Raw genomic sequence first — 15,565 nt, 5'->3', positions numbered from 1 at the left:
TTATTCGCCGATGATCAGCACCGCGGCGACGACGATCAGCGCGAACCCCGCCGCCTGCCGCGGCGTCACCGCCTGGCCCAGGACGGTCGTGGAAAACACCGCGAAGACCAGCAGCGAGATGATCTCCTGCATGCCCTTCAACTGCGGCGCCGTCAGCGCGCCGGAGCCGATGCGGTTGGCCGGCACGGCGAGGCAATATTCGAAAAAGGCAATGCCCCAGCTGACCAGGATGACGGTCAGCAGCGGCGCGCCCTTGAACTTCAGATGGCCGTACCAGGCGACGGTCATGAAGATGTTCGACACCAGCAGCAGCGCCGCCGCCGTCCAGCCCGGGGACAGGGCGATCATGTGTCCCGCGACTGTGCCGTGAGACGCCGGATTTCCTGCTGTGCCACCCGCTCGCAGATTTCGGGCAGGTTGGCGTCGATCCACTGGCGCAGCAACGGTTCGAGGATCGATGTCACCAGCGCGTCGACGGTGGTGCCCGTGCTCGCGGCCGGCGGCGGGACCAGCGGCGCCTTGCGCAGCGGCGGCGGCGCCGCGACCTGCGGTGGCGGCGCTGCGGGGGGTGCCGCGTCGCCCGTCATCCGCAGGCGGATCGATTCGAGGATGGCGTCGAGGTCGGGCGTTTCGGTCATCGCACCAGTTTATGGCTTCGGCGGGCCGATGACCAGCGACTGGGTCGCGCGGTCGGCGACCGGCACCGGCAGCGCCGGGACATTGGGGTCGCCGCCTTCGCCGAGCAGGCGGCGAACGCGCTTGGTGTTGGCGGTCGGATCATAGCGTTCCACCGGCACGCCCAACGCCACCGCTTCGGCGGCACCGACGGCGGACAGCAGCGAATAGGCCGCGACCTGCTCGTCGCGGCGCGCCGTGACCAGATTGACCTCCGAATTCAGCCGTTCCTGTTCGGCGTTGAGGACTTCGATGATGGTGCGGGTGCCGACCTGATTCTCCTGCTTGACGCCTTCGGCGGCGAGCGCATTGGCATCGGCGGCGACCTTGTTGGCCTCGATGACGGCGCGGGCGGCGCGCAGCTGGTTGAAGCTGTTGACGACGCTTTCCTCGGTCTGGCGGTCGGTGGAGGTGATCAGCGCCGCCAGCTGGCTGCGGCGCTGCTGTGCCTGGCGGACCTGGCTGCCGACCAGCCCGCGCTGCCAGATCGGCACGGTCGCCGTGACCAGCGCGTCCTGGGTGATGAAGCTGCCCTGGCGGACGAAGTTGGCGCCGCCGCCGCCGCCTTCGAAGCGCGAATAGGCACCGCTCAGCTGCATGTCGACCGTCGGCAGCCGCTGCTGCTGCAAGTTGGTGACATCATAGCGCGCCGCGGCCTCGTCGAAGCGGGCGGCGAGCAGATTGGGGGCGTTCTCGCGCGCCAGGTCGACCGCTTCGCCGGCGTTGCCCGGCAGGATCGGCAGCGGCGGCAACGGTTCCAGGTCCTGCGGCAGCCGACCGACGACGCGCAGATAGGCCTGGCGAGCGGCGGCATACTGGTTTTCGGCGACGACGAGGTTGGACTGGGCATTGGCCAGCCGCGCCTGGCTCTGCGCCACGTCGGTGCGCGTCAGGTCGCCGACTTCGAACCGGTCGCGCGACTGCTGCAGCTCGCGGTCCAGAACATTGACCTGGCTCCTGTTGAGCTCGACGACGCGCGCGAAGCGCAGCACATCGGCATAGGCCGTCACCGTGTTGAGGACGATCTGGTTTTCGGTGGCGCGAAGGCGGGCGCGGGCGGCCAGCACCCGGTTTTCCGCCGCCGTGGTCGCCGACCGCGTGCGGCCGCCGCGGTACAGCGACTGCGACAGGCTCAACCCGGCGCGATAGGTGCGGCCGTTGTCGGTGAAGGCGTCGAGCGCGGCCTGGTCGGCGGTCAGCTGTGCCCCGACCTGCGGCCGCGCCGGCGCCAGCGCCTGCGGGATCTCCTCGTCGCTCTGGCGCACCAGCGCGCGCTGCGCCGCGATATCGGGGTTCTGTTCATAGGCTGCCTCCAGCGCCGCCGCCAGATTGTCGGCACGGGCGGGGACAGCAATGATGGCGGCGGCCAGCAGCAGGGCCGTATAGGGTCGGGTCGGCGACATCAGTTGGTCTTTCGCATCAAAAGGCAAAGCGGCGCGGCCGTTCGAAACCCGGAAGCGGACGCGCCGCAACCTCCAGAAACGCCAGCCCGCCGATGCTGCCGTCCGCCAGCACCGGCCCGGCATGGGCACTGCCGACGGCGCCATCGCGCACCACCGCCGCGGCGCGGCCGCCGGGCGCCAGCTGCGCGGCGATCGCCGGCGGCACAAGCGCGATGGCGCCTTCGAACACCACCAGGTCATAGGGGGCATCGGCTGCCCAGCCATCGACCAGCGGACCGCTGACCACAGCGACACCCGCCGCCTGCGCCAGCGCGGCGAGCCCGGCATCGCTTTCCAGCGCCGTCACCCGCGCGCCGATTTCGGCAAGGATCGCAGCGGTGTAGCCGGTGGCGGCACCGACGACGAGGACGCGGTCCGACGGCATCACCCGGGCGTTCTGCAACAACAGGCCGAGTGTCATCGGTTCCAGCAGCCACCGGCCGGGCGCGACCTCGATCGCGGCATCGGCATAGGCAAGCCCCACCGCCGCCGCCGGCATGAAGCGTTCGCGCGGCACGGCGCCAAAGGCCCGCACGACATCGGCGTCCATGATGCCGACTGTGCGCAACTGGCTGTCGATCATCGTCTGGCGCAACACGGCCGAAGCACCCGCCGCCGGGGCGGCGTCGGCGGCAGGGGCGGCGGCAGGCGTGGTGTCAGTGGTGGAGGCAGGGGTCACGGGCGGTTCTCGCAGCATTGACTGTCTGATAATAGTAACACAGCTGAGCCGCAATCGAATTCGTATCAGCGCCGATACCGTCTAGCTATCAAGCTTGCCCGCGCCAAGCGGCATTGCTATGGAGCGCCTCCGACGCGCGGCCCCGGCTGTGTTTCGGCACGGCCCGATGGCGGAGTGGTGACGTAACGGACTGCAAATCCGTGAACCCGGGTTCGATTCCCGGTCGGGCCTCCAGTTGCTTCGGCGCGATGCTTCGGCATGACGGCCGCGGCCGCGGCAGGCGGGTGTAGCTCAATGGTAGAGCTTTTGCTTCCCAAGCAAGTGACGAGGGTTCGATTCCCTTCACCCGCTCCAACCGCCGATCAGCGGCGACGCCCCCCGAGCAGCACCAGGGCCAGGGCCGGGACCAGCCAGGTGAGCCGCCCCTGATAGCGCGGCGTCGGCCCCGACAGCACGCCGCACATCACCGCGTTGAGGACGAAGATCGCCAGCAGCGCCAGCACCAGCCCGACCAGCTGCCGCCGTGCCATCAGGTCAGGGTCGTCCGCGCCGCTGTGGTGCCACACGGCCCGGTTTTCGGCGCGCAGCAGGAACACCGCCAACCCTGCCAGCCCCGCGACGAACCCGGCGATCTGGACAGGGTCGACCACGGCGAAGGGATAGCTGCCGCGAAAGCCCCGGCTGTCGGTGATCTGTTCGCCCGCCGATGGAATGGCGGCGTTCAGCATCGTCTCCCACGACCGTTTCGTCGCGCCGATCTCGCCGGCGATGGCGAAGGTGGAAAGTTGCGCCGCGGCGTTGTGGACCGCGGCGTCGAGCGCGAGCCGCGGGGAATGCGCGACGGCGCCGAGTACGAAGCGCAGTTCCTCGCGCTTCAACTGCCGCTTGGTGGCATAATCGGCCGCCTGGAACACCGATCGCTCGGCTTCCGTCGACCATAATATGTCGTTGTGATTGTCGAGCCGCTTGTCCTTGAAAGCGCAGATGGCGGGTGCTTCGGTGCGCCCGCAGACATCGGCGAGATACACCCGCCCCGGCCCGTCAGCGAGCACCCGGGCGACGAGATAGGGCGGGCTCTGCGGTGTGTCGCCGAGCGCCAACAGGCATGCCAGCGCGAACAGCGGCGCGCCGAGCAGGCCGAGGCCGAGGGCGGCGCCGGCCCATTTCAACCGCGCGCCGGTTGCCCGCCAGCGCAGCCCCGACCAGCGCAGCACGACGGCGCCGAACACCACCGCCATCACCGCCAGCGCCAGGTTGGTGGCGTGCGCCAGCACCGAAAATATGGCGATGGCGGTCAGCGCGACCCGGTGCGGCACCGGCAGCAGCGCCGGCGGCACCATCAGCAGCGCCAGCGCCACCAGCGCATAGCCGGCGTAGATGTCGGGCATCACATAGCCGACGAAATAGGGCAGGGTCGACGCGATGGCGAGCAGCGCGAGCAGCGCCAGCAGCCGCGCCGCCCGCAGGCGCTGGGTGCCGCCGCCGAGCGCGACCACGCGCCAGCCGAGATAGCTGCCGATCAGCGCCTGGACGAAGACCGCGCCCCACAGGCCGATGACGCCGACCAGCAGCACCAGAACCACCGAATAATAGGGCGATCGGCCACCGATATAGGCGAGCGATTCATGCTGGTCCGGCCCTGTGGACATCGCCGCTGCCGGCGGGGTGGCAACTGCCGGGGCCGCGGGCGTCGCCGCGGGTGCCGCCCTGTCGAAAATCGCGAAGCGCAGATGCGCCGGCGCCAGGATCGACTGGCCGACTTCCAGATAATGCGTCGTGTCGTAAAAGATGAACGGCGCGCGGTTGATCGCCGCCGGCACCAGCAGCAGCACGGCCCCGACCAGCACGGCGAGGCATGCGACCAGGCGCTCCCGCATCATCGCGTCCGCGCCCCGACATCGACAATGTCCTCGGCCATGCCATCCCCCCGGTAAACAGCGCGATACGCTTACAGGCGAAGACGATGGCTCCGGCGCAGCCGCGATTCATAAGGTCTTGCCGCGCCTCGACAAGCTAGCCGAAAGACTTAGCGGCGTGCCGACCCTCCAAAGCGCTAATTGCCGGGTCGGAAGCCAGGGTCTAGCACCCGGGCACAGGCATCGCTGGGGAGACGGCATGAAGACGCGCATCACCGAATTGTTCGGCATCGAGCACCCGATCATCCAGGGCGGCATGCATTTCGTCGGCTTTGCCGAGATGGCGGCGGCCGTATCGAACGCCGGCGGCCTCGGCATCATTACCGGCTTGACCCAGCGGACGCCCGACGATCTGGCCGCCGAGATCGCCCGTTGCCGGGCGATGACCGACAAGCCGTTCGGGGTGAACCTGACCTTCCTGCCCAGCCTCGCGACCCCGGATTACCCGGGCTATATCAAGGCGATCATCGACGGCGGGGTGAAGGCGGTCGAAACCGCCGGCAACAACCCGGCGAAGTGGCTGCCGGCGATGAAGGAGGCCGGGATCAAGGTCATCCACAAATGCACCAGCGTCCGCCACAGCCTGAAGGCCGAATCGATCGGCTGCGACGCGGTGTCGGTCGATGGTTTCGAATGCGGCGGCCACCCCGGCGAGGACGATGTGCCCAACTTCATCCTGCTGCCGCGCGCCGCCGAGGAACTGACCATCCCCTTCGTCGCCTCGGGCGGTGTCGCCAATGGCAAGCAGCTGGTCGCGGCGCTGGCCATGGGGGCGGAAGGGATCAACATGGGCACCCGCTTCATCGCGACGGTGGAGGCGCCGGTGCACGACAATGTCAAACAGGCGATCCTCAACGCCAGCGAGCTCGACACGCGGCTGGTGATGCGGCCGCTGCGCAATACCGAGCGCGTCCTCAACAACCCCGCCGTCGAACGGCTGCTCGCCAAGGAAAAGGAACTGGGGGCGGCCATCAAGTTCGAGGACATCATCGAGGAGGTCGCGGGCGTCTATCCCAAGATCATGAAGGACGGCACGATGGAGGCCGGCGCCTGGTCGTGCGGCATGGTCGTAGGGCTGATCCATGACATCCCGACCTGCAAGGACCTGATCGACGGCATCATGGCGGAAGCGCATGCCATCATCACCGGCCGCCTGGCGCGCTTCGCTGCATGAACGCGGCGATCCTCTATGCCGTCGAGGCGGGGGTGGCGACGATCACGCTCAACCGGCCGGACAAGCTGAATGCGCTGACGCCGGACATGCTCAGCGGCTTTTTCGCAGCGGTGGCGCGGGCGGCAGAGGATGCGGCGGCGAAGGTCATCGTCGTCACCGGCGCCGGGCGCGGCTTTTCGGCGGGGCTCGACCTGGGCCTGATCGGGCAGGGCGCCGGCGCCACGGTCGAACCGCGGCCCGGCCATGTGCCGCAATGGGGGGACGATGTCGGCCCGGCGCTGGCGCCCTATTACAGCGGCGGCTGGCCGGTGCTGATCACCTGCCGCAAGCCGACGATCGCGGCGATCAACGGCCCGGCGTTCGGCTGGGGCTTCATCCTGTCGCTCCACTGCGACATCCGCTTTGCGGCGCGATCGGCGCTGTTCAACGCCACTTTCGCGCGCATCGGCGTGCCGGGCGAAAAGGGTTCGGCGTGGCTGCTGACCCGGCTGATCGGCCAGGCCCGGGCCATGGACCTGCTCTACAGCGCGCGCCGCTTCGACGGGGTGGAGGCGGAACGGCTGGGGCTGGTCAACGCCGTTCTCGACGATGCCGCGCTGATGCCGCATGTCATGGCCTATGCCCGCGACATCGCGACCTATTCGGCGCCGCGGGCGCTGGCGGCGATGAAGGCGCAGGTGTGGACGGCGCTGGACGAGGATTATGCCACTGCCTTTGCCGCCGCCGACCGCGAACAGGACATCGCCGTGACCACCGCCGATTTCCGCGAGGCCTTCGCCAGCTATCGCGAGAAGCGCGCGCCCGACTTCAGCGGGCGGTAGCGCTGTCCGCCGGCAGCCGCGCCAGCGCGGCACGCAGCGTGTCGGCCGAATGGCGCAGCGCCTCGATCTCCGCCGGGTCGAGCGCCGGCGGCAGGATGCGCTTGATACCGCCGCGGCCGAGGATGCACGGCAGGCTGAGGTACAGGTCGTCGATGCCGAATTCGCCGGTCAGGCGGCACGATACCGGCAGCACGGCATTCTCATCGCGCTGGATCGCCTCGCAGATCCGCACGATCGCGGTGGCGATGCCGAACGAGGTGAAACCCTTGCCGCTGACGATGTCATAGCCTTCCTGCCGGACCTGCACGGCCAGCGCGGTGCGGTCGCTGCCGTTGCTCGCCGGCAGCCAGTGATCGAGCGGCAGGCCGCCGATGCGGATGGTGGAAAAGGCGGTGACCGATGTGTCGCCATGTTCGCCCAGCACCAGGCCTTCGACCGCCATGGTGGCAACGTCGAAGCGGTCGGCGAGCGCCTGGCGCAATCGGCACGAATCGAGCAGCGTGCCGGTGCCGATCACCCGGCCGGCGGCCAGGCCCGAATGCGCCGCCGCCACCTGGGTCATCACATCGACGGGGTTGGCGGCGACCAGGATGATCCCGGTGAACCCGGCGGCCGCCAGCTGTTCGCTGCAACTGGCGACGATCTCGGCACTGCGCGCGGCGACGCCGAGCCGGCTTTCATTGCCGTGCGTAACCGCGCCGGCGGTGATCACCGCGATCCCGGCGCCGCCGGCATCGGTATAGCTGCCCGCCCAGATCCGCGCCGGCCGGCCCAGCGCATTGGCGTCGGCGATATCGGCGGCTTGCGCGGTGGCCAGGCCAGGGTTGGAATCGATCAGCACGATTTCGGAAAACAGCCCGCGCAGCATCAGCGCATAGGCAGCGGTGGCGCCGACATTGCCGGCACCGATGACGGCGACGCGCGATGACCGCGTCATGCCGCCACCCCGCGCATCGGTCGGGGGACAGGCTCGCGGCAAATCGGAAGGGTCTTGGTCATCACGGCTCCATCGGCGGGGCGATTCGGCCCGATCTTAGCCGATGTCGGGAACCGGCCTATCCGGGGACATCCCTATCGCCCGCGCCGCGCCCGTTTAGTGGATCGTGGCGAGCCGATGGCCCTTGTCGGCGACCGGCTCCGCATCGATGCCGATGCGCAATGTTCCGGTTGCCGGCGCGAACAATTCCAGCGTCGCCTTTTCGACCAGGATTTCGGCAACAAGGTCGCCTTCATGGACAAGCGCGCCATCGGGATAGAGCCAGACGACCATCGACGTGATGTCGTCATCCTCCCAAAGGTCGAACGGAAGATGCACATCGATCATGCGCCGACCCCTTGCTGCATTCCCGGCAGCGTCGCGTGCGGAATAGTCAGCCGGATCATAAGCCTGTTACCGACAGGCGCACCCTTGTCGAAATGTTAGCTGGGGAAACTACGCGTGACCCTGTGTCCAACGCGGCCGATTACAGGCCGAGCCGGTCGAGATCCCCGGTGGCGGCGGCAAGATCGGCATGCGCCACGGCCTGGCGGAACACCGCGTCGAGGCGGCGGACGCGCGCATCGGCCGCCGCCTCCTCGCGCACGTTGACGAGGAAATAGTCGCTGGCGCCCAGGGTGAACCGCCGGCGTTCCGCCACCGCCATCTCGGCGGCACGGTCGGCCTCGTCGGCGGCAAGGCTGACCAGCCGGGCGGTGCTGCGCGCCGCAATGCCCAGGCCATCGATATCGGCCATGATCTGGTCTTCCAGAAAGCGGCGGCGCGCCCGGAAGGCGTCGATCTCCGCATTGGTCTGCGCCAGCCGGCCGCGGGCGGCGCGCTGCTGCAGCGGCAGGGTGAAGGTGACGCCGACCTTCGATTCGACACCGTTGCGCGATGTGCCGCCATAGCCGACGCGGCCGAAGTCGTTCGATGTCTCCACCTTGACGTCGAGCTTGGGCAGAAAGGCATTGCGGTCGAGCGCCAGCCGCTGCGTTGCCTGCTGCATCCGCATGTCGATGGCGCGCAGGTCGGGACGCTGCAGCACCAGTTCCTGCGGCTGTGCCGGCAGCGGCAGCGGCGGCGTCGGCGCATCGGGCAGGCGGGCGGGATCGACGATGATCGGCGTGCCGTCGCCATCGCGCAGATACAGCGACAGCGCCGCCGCGGCGACGCCCAGCGCCTGTTCGGACTGCACCACAAGCGACTGGCGGCGCAGGATATTCTGTTCATTCTCGGTCAGCAGGATGGTCGGGCGCGCGCCTTCCTCGACCTGCCGCCGGAACCCCGCCTGCCGGTCCTGCGCCAGCTGCAGCAGGTCCTGGTAGACTCGCAGCCGCAGGCCGGCGAACACCCAGTTGTTATAGGCCTGGATGGCGCGCGCCTGCACGCCGATGGCGACGACGACGCGGTCGACATCGGCCAGAACGACATCGGTTTCGGCCTGCAGGCGGGCAAAACGGCGGTCGTCGATGCGCCGGTCGCGCATCAGCGACAGCACCGCCCCGGCCTTCAGTTCGCCCAGCTGGTTGGTATAGCGTTCGTCCTCATAGATGGGGAAGCGGCCGCCCGAAACGCGATAGCCGCCATAGACATAGCCGCCGCGGTCCGACAGCGGCTGGGTGACCTGGGTTTCGGCGTAGCGGCCGTCATAATAGCCGGTAACGCGGGTTTCGGCATTGGCGCTGAACACCGTGTCGAAGGCGGCTTCGGCACTGAGCAGCCGGCCTTCGGCACCGCGCACCCGCGCCAGCGCCTCGATCACCTGGGGGGCGTGGAAGCGGGCGGACGCGAGAACTTCCGGCAGCAGCAGCGGCGCCGCGCGCGGCACCGGTGCCGCAGCAGGCGCCCTCGCCACGGGCGCACGGCGCGGCGCGCCAACCGCCTCCGTTGCCGGAACCGTTGCCAGCGCCGTCACCAGCAGCGCCATCCCTGTGATCGCCCTATTTGGCACTGACCTTCGCCGGCGGCGGCGTCCCCGCTGCATCGGTTGTCGCCGCATCGGCCAGTGGCGGCGTATATTGCAGCGGGAAGTTATTGAGCAGGCGCCACAGTTCGAACCACACCTTGACCGTGTCCATCAGCACCCAGCCGCGCACGCTGGCGCCGAGCCGCACCGAGGGCTCGCTCGGCCAGGCCGGCTTGCCGGGGGTCGGTTCGACAAGGATCCGGTAGAGCCCGTTCGAGGACGCGGCGGTATCGACCGACATGACCTGGCCGTCGAAGAAACCGCGGGCGATGGACGGCCAGCCCGAAAACTGGATGGCGGGCCAGCCTTCGAATTCCAGCCGCACCTTGCGCCCGACGCGGATCAGCGAAATGTCGCGACCGTCCATGTACAGCTCGACGACGCGCCGGGTTTCTTCCGGCACGAAGCTGACAAGGACATCGCCCTGCTTGATGATGGCGTTGCTGGTGTCGCCGCGCACGCGCAGCACGCGGCCGGTGCGCGGCGCGACGATCATCTGGTTCGACTGGCGCTGGATATTGGTGTCGATGGCGTTGAGGCTGCCGACGGTCTGGGCGATCTTGGCGCGATAATCGGCAACCTTGATCTGCGCCAGTTCCCAGTCGCGCCGCGATCCCAGGCCTTCGCGAAACAGCGTGCCGGTGCGTTCCACGTCGAGCTGGGCGACGCGGGCGGCCTGGCGGGCGGCGTCGACTTCGACCTCCACCTGTGCCCGTTCGTTGCGCAGCCGCTCGATGTAGCGCGGGTCGATGTCGACGATCCGCACGATCGGGTCGCCGGCGTTCACGGCGTCGCCGTCGGTCACATACCATTTTTCGATCCGGCCGCCGACCAGCGCGGTGATGTTCTGCTGCCGGTCGAGCGGGTCGAGCGCGATGACATTGCCGCTGCCCGCCGCCGTCTGCACCCAGGGCACCGTCAGCACGAAAATGAGGATGGTGGCGATGGTGATGGCGATGAGCGCGCCGATGGTGCGGGCAATGCCGGGCGGATTGATCCCGGCGAGCGTCGGGAAATGCGCCAGATGCGCGCGATCATTTGCCATAGCCGACCTCCCGCTCCACCGCTTCGCGCCCGCCCGACGTCCGCAGTGCGTCGAATTCGGCCCGGGTGCGGACGATCGCCTGGGTTTCGCGGCCAAGCCAGAGGAAGCCGTCGAGCGTGACGTCCTCGGGCCGGTTGGTGAAATAGATCAGTGTCGTCGGCGATCCGGCAAAATGCGCGAACACCGCCTTCAACCGGTCGCGGCTGACCATGTCGTACAGCGGCGACAGCACCAGGATGCGCGGCTGCGCCAGGATCGCGCCGGCCAGCCGCAACTGCATGGTCTTGCCGAGCGAGAGCGGGAAACCGGTGGAGGACAGCACGGTCTGCATGGCGTTGGGCAGCACCGCGATGCGGTCGTCCAGCCCGACGAGCTTGAGCGCCCGCATCATCGCGCCGGAATCGGCATCGGGGTTCGACAGCCGCAAATATTCGGTGATGGTGCTTTCCACGATCGCCGGCCGGTCCAGAACCTCGACATCGCCGCGCAGTTCGAGCGGGTCGAGCGCAGTGATATCGACGCCGGCGATGGTGATCATGCCCTTGTCGGGGCGCCGATGCCCCTTGAGCAGGGTCGCAAAGGCCTGCTCCAGCCCGGGCGCGCCCTGCGCCACCAGCCGCATGCCGTCGGGGATGGACAGGTCGAACCGCACCGGCCCGGCGCTCTGGTCGAAATGGACATGCGCCATTGCCAGGCTGGAGCCTGCTGCCGGCAGCGCCACCGTCGGTCCCGCCGGCGCTTCCTGCGGGATATCGTACAGCATCGAAAGCTCCTCGATCGCCGCGATGAGGTCGTAATAATCGTCGAGGTACGAGGCGAGCTGCGAGATGCCGTAGAACACCCCGGACAGGATCAGCTCGGCTGCCACCAGCTGCCCGATCGACAATTGTTCCTGGATGACCAGCCAGCCGCCCAGTGCCAGCAGCCCGGCGCTGGCCAGCGCATACAGCACCGCCAATGCGATGCTCTGCGGGAAATAATAGCTGAAATGCTTCTTGTGCGCTTCGACATAGTCCGCGCTGACACGTTCCGACCGGGCATAGGCATAATCGAGATGGCGCGCGGACTTGTAGAAGCCGTTGGAGGCGCCGACGCTTTCCAGCCAGTGCGCCGCTGCATATTTCTGATGGCTCAGCGCGATCGACGACCGCATCGCGCCGCGCGACCAGATCCGCCAGATCAGCCACAGCAGCACGACGACGATGACGTTGAAGCCCAGAAAGAACGGGTGATAGAAGGACGTCACCGTCAGCCCGACCGCTGCCTGCAGCATGATGGTGAACCCGCCGATCAACAGCGACGGCACGGCTTTCTGGACGTTGATCAGCTCGAAATAGCGGTTGAAGACGTCGATGCGGCGGGTATCGGCAAAGAAGGGGTTGGCGGCGTTGATGGTGCGCACCGTCACATCGGCGACCAGCCGGACCATGAAGCGCCGGCGGAACAGCTCCATCATCCACGTGCGCATGGCACCCAGGATGCCCGACACCAGCAGCAGGAACAGCAGCACCGCCGACAGGGTGAACAGCGGCGTCGGCAGCGCCGTGTTGGCGATGCTGTTGATCAGCATCTGCACCGAAACCGGCGTCGCTAGCGTCAGCAGGCTGATGCCCAGGCCATAGATGATCGCCAGCCAGAAGAAGTTGCGCTCCGGACCGACGATCGGTCCGACCCAGGCAAGCACATCCTTCAAGTCGATTTTCTGGGGTCCAGGCCCGGCCATCGTCATCCCGTGGTTAGCGAGGCCGGTGGCGGCCGCACCTGTAATGGTGGGAGCCGATGCCCGATTTCTCAAGAGGACACGACAAAATAATTACAAAACCGACATCTTGTCGCAAGGACGGTTGCCGCAACGCCCGGGGTCACGGCAATTTCGACAGCGCGGCACCGATCATCGCCATCATCGTGTCGATCTGCGCGGCCTCGACGATCAGCGGCGGCGACAGGGCGACGATGTCGCCGGTGACGCGGATCAGCAGCCCGGTGTCGAACAGCGCGCGGAACAGGTCCTGGCCGCGGGCACCGGGTGCACCGCGCCGGGGGGCCATCTCGATGCCGGCGACAAGGCCGAAGTTGCGGATGTCGATGACATGCGGCGCGCCGGCAAGGCCATGGACGGCGGCCTCGAAATGGCCTTCGAGCGACCGCGCCCGGGCGAACAGCGCCTCGTCCTGGTACAGCGCCAGCGTCGCCAGCGCGGCGGCACAGGCGAGCGGGTGCGCCGAATAGGTATAGCCGTGGAACAGCTCGATGCCGGTCCCCGCATGCGTGACCGTGTCGTAGATGCCGCGGCGGCAGGCGACCGCGCCCATCGGCACGGCGGCGTTGGTGATGCCCTTGGCCAAAGTGATGATGTCGGGGGTGACGCCGAAGCGTTCGGCGGCGGTGGCGGCGCCGATGCGGCCGAAGCCGGTGATGACTTCATCGAAGATCAGCAGGATGCCATGGGCATCGCAGATGTCGCGCAGCCGCTGCAGATAGCCGGCCGGCGGCACCAGTACGCCGGTGGAGCCGGCCAGCGGTTCGACGATCACCGCGGCGATGGTTTCGGCGCCGTGCAGCGCGATCAGCCCCTCCAGCGCATCGGCGCGCGCGGCGCCGTGCGCCGGCTGGCCACGGGTGAAGGCGTTGCGGGCGATGTCATGGGTGTGTGGCAGGTGATCGGTGCCGGGCAGGCCGGGGCCGAAGGTTCGGCGGTTGGACACGATGCCGCCGACCGAAATGCCGCCGAAGCCGGTGCCGTGATAGCCGCGCTCGCGCCCGATCAGCCGGGTCCGCGTCGAATCGCCCCTGGCCCGGTGGTAGGCGAGGGCGATCTTGAGCGCCGTATCGACGGCTTCCGACCCCGAATTGGCAAAGAAGATGCGGTCGAGATCGGCGGGCATCAGCGCCCCGACACGCGCCGCGACCTCGAAGGCCAGAGGGTGGCCGAGCTGGAAGGTCGGCGCGAAATCGAGCCGGCCGGCCTGGTCGCGGATCGCCTCGACGATGCGGGAACGGCCATGGCCGGCGTTGACGCACCACAGCCCGGCGGTGCCGTCGAGGATCTCCCGGCCCTCGGGCGTCTGGTAGAACATGCCGCTGGCGCTGGCGAGCAGGCGCGGGTTCGCCTTGAAATAGCGGTTGTCGGTGAACGGCATCCAGAAGGCGTCGAGGTCGTTGGGGATCGAAGTCATCACGGCGCCCGTTCGCAACTGCGGATGGCCGGCCAAAAGCACGCTTTGGCCGGCGTTGGCAACGCCGGGTGCGGCGTTTTCGCAGCGGAACTCCACCCATCCGCCCCCGGTTGAACATGCGCCGTCGCAGACGCGGCGGCCGTAATTTTTGCTTGAGGAATTCCAGATGGCCATTCGTTTTGCAGCAACAATCAACGCCTTCAATCGTGGTATCGAAGACCTCAAGCCGGCGACCGCGGTGTCGCTGATCGAGGATTGGGAAACCGCGCTCGCCGATGTCGATGTGCCGGGCTCCAAGGGCATTGCCCGCGACCTGGCGGCCCTGCGCAAGCAGCTCGAAAGCGCCACGCCGGATGGCGAGCGGGTGTCGGCGATCGTCGCGCGTCTGGGTGACGCCGTCACCAAGATCGCCCCGCGCGCCGAAAAGGTTACCGACAAGTTGACCGACCTTGGCGAAGCGCTCGGCGACGCCGGCTCGGCGCAGCACGACGAGGAAATCGACGAAGCCGCCGCCGCCGCCCCGCGCCGCAAGAAGGCAGCGTAAGCCTCGGCCGCTCCGGCAGGGTCAGCCCTGCCGGAGCGCCTTTTCGATATCGGCGGCGATGGCCTCGGGCTTCGTCGTCGGCGCGAAACGACCGACGACCTTGCCACTGCGATCGACGAGGAACTTGGTGAAGTTCCACTTGATCGCTTCGGAGCCGAGCAGGCCAGGTGCAGCCGACTTCAGCTGCTTGAACAGCGGGTCGGCCTTGTCGCCATTGACATCGACCTTGGCGAACATGGGAAAATCCACGTCATAGGTCAGCTTGCAGAAATTGGCGATTTCCGCCTCGTCGCCCGGTTCCTGCGCGCCGAACTGGTTGCACGGGAAGCCCAGCACCGAAAAGCCCTTGTCGGCGTAGCTTTTCTGCAGTTTCTCAAGGCCTTCATATTGCGGCGTGAACCCGCACTTGCTGGCGGTGTTGACGATCAGCAGCACCTGGCCGCGCCAATCCGCCAGCGTTACCGCGCGGCCGTCGATGGTGCGGACGGTCCGGTCGTAGATGTCGGTCATGGCAAGTCTCCAGCTGCGGCGAGTTCGGCGGTGAAGTGGCGGCGGCAGAGCGCGACATAGCGGTCGTTGCCGCCGATTTCGGTCTGGGCGCCGGCAGCGACGGCGTTGCCATCGGCATCGATGCGCAGGTTCATGATCGCCTTGCGCCCACAGACGCAGACCGACTTGATCTCGGTCAGCACATCGGCGAGCGCCAGCAGCCATTGGCTGCCTTCGAACAGCGCCCCCAGGAAGTCGGTGCGCAGGCCATAGGCGAGCACCGGGATGCCGCATGCGTCGGCGATCCGCGCCAGTTGCCAGACCTGCGCGCGGGTGAGGAACTGCGCCTCGTCGACCAGCACGCAGTCGACAGGTGCAGCGGCAACGATGGCGTGAAGGTCGGTGCCGGCATCGAAGGGCATCGCCGGGCTCGACAGGCCAAGCCGCGAGGCGATGACGCCGGCTTCGGCCCGCGTGTCGATGGCGGCGGTGAACAGCGCCGTGGTCATGCCGCGCTCGCGATAGTTGAAACTCGCCTGCAGCAGCATCGTCGACTTGCCGGCGTTCATCGACGCATAATAGAAATACAGCTTGGCCATCGCCGCCGCTTGTCGGGCGCGGCCGGGCTTTCGTCAACGGATGGCTGACGTGGGGGCGCG

General features: G+C 68.1%; 16 protein-coding genes and 2 tRNA genes. 5 read left to right on the top strand and 13 right to left on the bottom strand.

The window, feature by feature from the left end:
• Genes GGQ62_RS05765 through GGQ62_RS05750 form a run of 4 tightly spaced genes read right to left on the bottom strand, consistent with a single transcriptional unit; the run spans position 1 to position 2,814 of the window.
• On the bottom strand, positions 1-348 hold the full coding sequence (locus GGQ62_RS05765) for a DMT family protein (RefSeq protein ID WP_152579118.1): 348 nt from the start codon (positions 346-348) through the stop codon (positions 1-3).
• The gene (locus tag GGQ62_RS05760; protein ID WP_152579119.1) at positions 345-638 is read right to left on the bottom strand and encodes a DUF2497 domain-containing protein; all 294 of its coding nucleotides are present in this window, start codon (positions 636-638) and stop codon (positions 345-347) included. The genes GGQ62_RS05765 and GGQ62_RS05760 overlap by 4 nt, the downstream gene beginning before the upstream one ends.
• A 9-nt stretch (positions 639-647) precedes the next feature.
• Positions 648-2,078, bottom strand: a complete 1,431-nt coding sequence (locus GGQ62_RS05755) for a TolC family outer membrane protein (protein ID WP_167649492.1) — start codon at positions 2,076-2,078, stop codon at positions 648-650.
• A gap of 16 nt (positions 2,079-2,094) precedes the next feature.
• Positions 2,095-2,814, bottom strand: coding sequence for a protein-L-isoaspartate O-methyltransferase family protein (locus GGQ62_RS05750; protein ID WP_152579121.1), 720 nt, complete (start codon positions 2,812-2,814; stop codon positions 2,095-2,097).
• 142 nt (positions 2,815-2,956) lie between these two features.
• Here GGQ62_RS05750 and GGQ62_RS05745 point away from each other — a divergent pair.
• Together GGQ62_RS05745 and GGQ62_RS05740 are read left to right on the top strand one after the other, a co-directional pair.
• Positions 2,957-3,030 (top strand) — tRNA-Cys (locus tag GGQ62_RS05745).
• 46 nt (positions 3,031-3,076) lie between these two features.
• Positions 3,077-3,150 (top strand) — tRNA-Gly (locus tag GGQ62_RS05740).
• 8 nt (positions 3,151-3,158) lie between these two features.
• On the opposite strand, the gene GGQ62_RS05735 is transcribed toward GGQ62_RS05740, so the two are convergent.
• Positions 3,159-4,676: a hypothetical protein gene (locus GGQ62_RS05735; protein ID WP_152579122.1), complete on the bottom strand. Its 1,518-nt coding sequence runs from the start codon at positions 4,674-4,676 to the stop codon at positions 3,159-3,161.
• A 235-nt stretch (positions 4,677-4,911) separates the two neighbouring features.
• On the opposite strand from GGQ62_RS05735, the gene GGQ62_RS05730 reads away from it, so the two are divergent.
• On the top strand, positions 4,912-5,886 hold the full coding sequence (locus GGQ62_RS05730; RefSeq protein WP_152579123.1) for an NAD(P)H-dependent flavin oxidoreductase: 975 nt from the start codon (positions 4,912-4,914) through the stop codon (positions 5,884-5,886).
• On the top strand, positions 5,883-6,707 hold the full coding sequence (locus tag GGQ62_RS05725) for an enoyl-CoA hydratase-related protein (protein ID WP_152579124.1): 825 nt from the start codon (positions 5,883-5,885) through the stop codon (positions 6,705-6,707). The genes GGQ62_RS05730 and GGQ62_RS05725 overlap by 4 nt, the downstream gene beginning before the upstream one ends.
• Here GGQ62_RS05725 and GGQ62_RS05720 read toward each other — a convergent pair.
• From GGQ62_RS05720 to aptA, 6 genes are all read right to left on the bottom strand, one after another.
• Positions 6,694-7,644 carry an L-lactate dehydrogenase gene (locus GGQ62_RS05720; protein ID WP_152579125.1) on the bottom strand — a complete coding sequence of 317 codons (951 nt, stop codon included), beginning with the start codon at positions 7,642-7,644 and terminating at the stop codon, positions 6,694-6,696. The two genes, GGQ62_RS05725 and GGQ62_RS05720, sit on opposite strands and share 14 nt — an antisense overlap.
• 156 nt (positions 7,645-7,800) lie before the next feature.
• Positions 7,801-8,031, bottom strand: coding sequence for a biotin/lipoyl-containing protein (locus tag GGQ62_RS05715; RefSeq protein WP_152579126.1), 231 nt, complete (start codon positions 8,029-8,031; stop codon positions 7,801-7,803).
• A 139-nt stretch (positions 8,032-8,170) separates the two neighbouring features.
• Entirely contained in the window at positions 8,171-9,613 is a 1,443-nt protein-coding gene (locus GGQ62_RS05710) for a TolC family protein (protein WP_152579127.1), read from the bottom strand.
• A gap of 13 nt (positions 9,614-9,626) precedes the next feature.
• Positions 9,627-10,697, bottom strand: coding sequence for an efflux RND transporter periplasmic adaptor subunit (locus GGQ62_RS05705; protein WP_152579128.1), 1,071 nt, complete (start codon positions 10,695-10,697; stop codon positions 9,627-9,629).
• Positions 10,687-12,381: an ATP-binding cassette domain-containing protein gene (locus tag GGQ62_RS05700; RefSeq protein WP_243446698.1), complete on the bottom strand. Its 1,695-nt coding sequence runs from the start codon at positions 12,379-12,381 to the stop codon at positions 10,687-10,689. Before GGQ62_RS05700 ends, GGQ62_RS05705 begins: the two co-directional genes overlap by 11 nt.
• A gap of 178 nt (positions 12,382-12,559) precedes the next feature.
• A complete protein-coding gene (aptA, locus tag GGQ62_RS05695) occupies positions 12,560-13,873 on the bottom strand; it encodes an omega-aminotransferase AptA (protein WP_243446322.1) in 1,314 nt (437 codons plus the stop codon).
• A 166-nt stretch (positions 13,874-14,039) separates the two neighbouring features.
• Here aptA and GGQ62_RS05690 point away from each other — a divergent pair, with 166 nt between their 5' ends.
• Positions 14,040-14,417, top strand: coding sequence for a hypothetical protein (locus tag GGQ62_RS05690; protein ID WP_153401504.1), 378 nt, complete (start codon positions 14,040-14,042; stop codon positions 14,415-14,417).
• A 21-nt stretch (positions 14,418-14,438) separates the two neighbouring features.
• Here GGQ62_RS05690 and GGQ62_RS05685 read toward each other — a convergent pair whose 3' ends face one another.
• Together GGQ62_RS05685 and GGQ62_RS05680 are read right to left on the bottom strand one after the other, a co-directional pair.
• Complete coding sequence (locus tag GGQ62_RS05685; RefSeq protein WP_152579130.1) at positions 14,439-14,927, bottom strand: glutathione peroxidase; 489 nt, start codon at positions 14,925-14,927, stop codon at positions 14,439-14,441.
• Positions 14,924-15,505: a thymidine kinase gene (locus GGQ62_RS05680; protein WP_152579131.1), complete on the bottom strand. Its 582-nt coding sequence runs from the start codon at positions 15,503-15,505 to the stop codon at positions 14,924-14,926. The genes GGQ62_RS05685 and GGQ62_RS05680 overlap by 4 nt, the downstream gene beginning before the upstream one ends.
• Positions 15,506-15,565 lie beyond the last annotated feature (60 nt).

It is taken from the genome of Polymorphobacter fuscus (genome assembly GCF_011927825.1).
Taxonomy (GTDB): domain Bacteria; phylum Pseudomonadota; class Alphaproteobacteria; order Sphingomonadales; family Sphingomonadaceae; genus Sandarakinorhabdus; species Sandarakinorhabdus fusca.
The sequence above is the reverse complement of the archived record's forward strand: the minus strand, read 5'-3'. Positions and strand labels throughout refer to the sequence as shown.

Coding starts and splice junctions, on each gene's coding strand:
- GGQ62_RS05765 (WP_152579118.1), bottom strand. CDS start 348: ATGATCGCCCTGTCCCCGGGCTGGACGGCGGCGGCGCTGCTGCTGGTG.
- GGQ62_RS05760 (WP_152579119.1), bottom strand. CDS start 638: ATGACCGAAACGCCCGACCTCGACGCCATCCTCGAATCGATCCGCCTG.
- GGQ62_RS05755 (WP_167649492.1), bottom strand. CDS start 2,078: ATGTCGCCGACCCGACCCTATACGGCCCTGCTGCTGGCCGCCGCCATC.
- GGQ62_RS05750 (WP_152579121.1), bottom strand. CDS start 2,814: ATGCTGCGAGAACCGCCCGTGACCCCTGCCTCCACCACTGACACCACG.
- GGQ62_RS05735 (WP_152579122.1), bottom strand. CDS start 4,676: ATGATGCGGGAGCGCCTGGTCGCATGCCTCGCCGTGCTGGTCGGGGCC.
- GGQ62_RS05730 (WP_152579123.1), top strand. CDS start 4,912: ATGAAGACGCGCATCACCGAATTGTTCGGCATCGAGCACCCGATCATC.
- GGQ62_RS05725 (WP_152579124.1), top strand. CDS start 5,883: ATGAACGCGGCGATCCTCTATGCCGTCGAGGCGGGGGTGGCGACGATC.
- GGQ62_RS05720 (WP_152579125.1), bottom strand. CDS start 7,644: ATGACGCGGTCATCGCGCGTCGCCGTCATCGGTGCCGGCAATGTCGGC.
- GGQ62_RS05715 (WP_152579126.1), bottom strand. CDS start 8,031: ATGATCGATGTGCATCTTCCGTTCGACCTTTGGGAGGATGACGACATC.
- GGQ62_RS05710 (WP_152579127.1), bottom strand. CDS start 9,613: ATGGCGCTGCTGGTGACGGCGCTGGCAACGGTTCCGGCAACGGAGGCG.
- GGQ62_RS05705 (WP_152579128.1), bottom strand. CDS start 10,697: ATGGCAAATGATCGCGCGCATCTGGCGCATTTCCCGACGCTCGCCGGG.
- aptA (WP_243446322.1), bottom strand. CDS start 13,873: ATGACTTCGATCCCCAACGACCTCGACGCCTTCTGGATGCCGTTCACC.
- GGQ62_RS05690 (WP_153401504.1), top strand. CDS start 14,040: ATGGCCATTCGTTTTGCAGCAACAATCAACGCCTTCAATCGTGGTATC.
- GGQ62_RS05685 (WP_152579130.1), bottom strand. CDS start 14,927: ATGACCGACATCTACGACCGGACCGTCCGCACCATCGACGGCCGCGCG.
- GGQ62_RS05680 (WP_152579131.1), bottom strand. CDS start 15,505: ATGGCCAAGCTGTATTTCTATTATGCGTCGATGAACGCCGGCAAGTCG.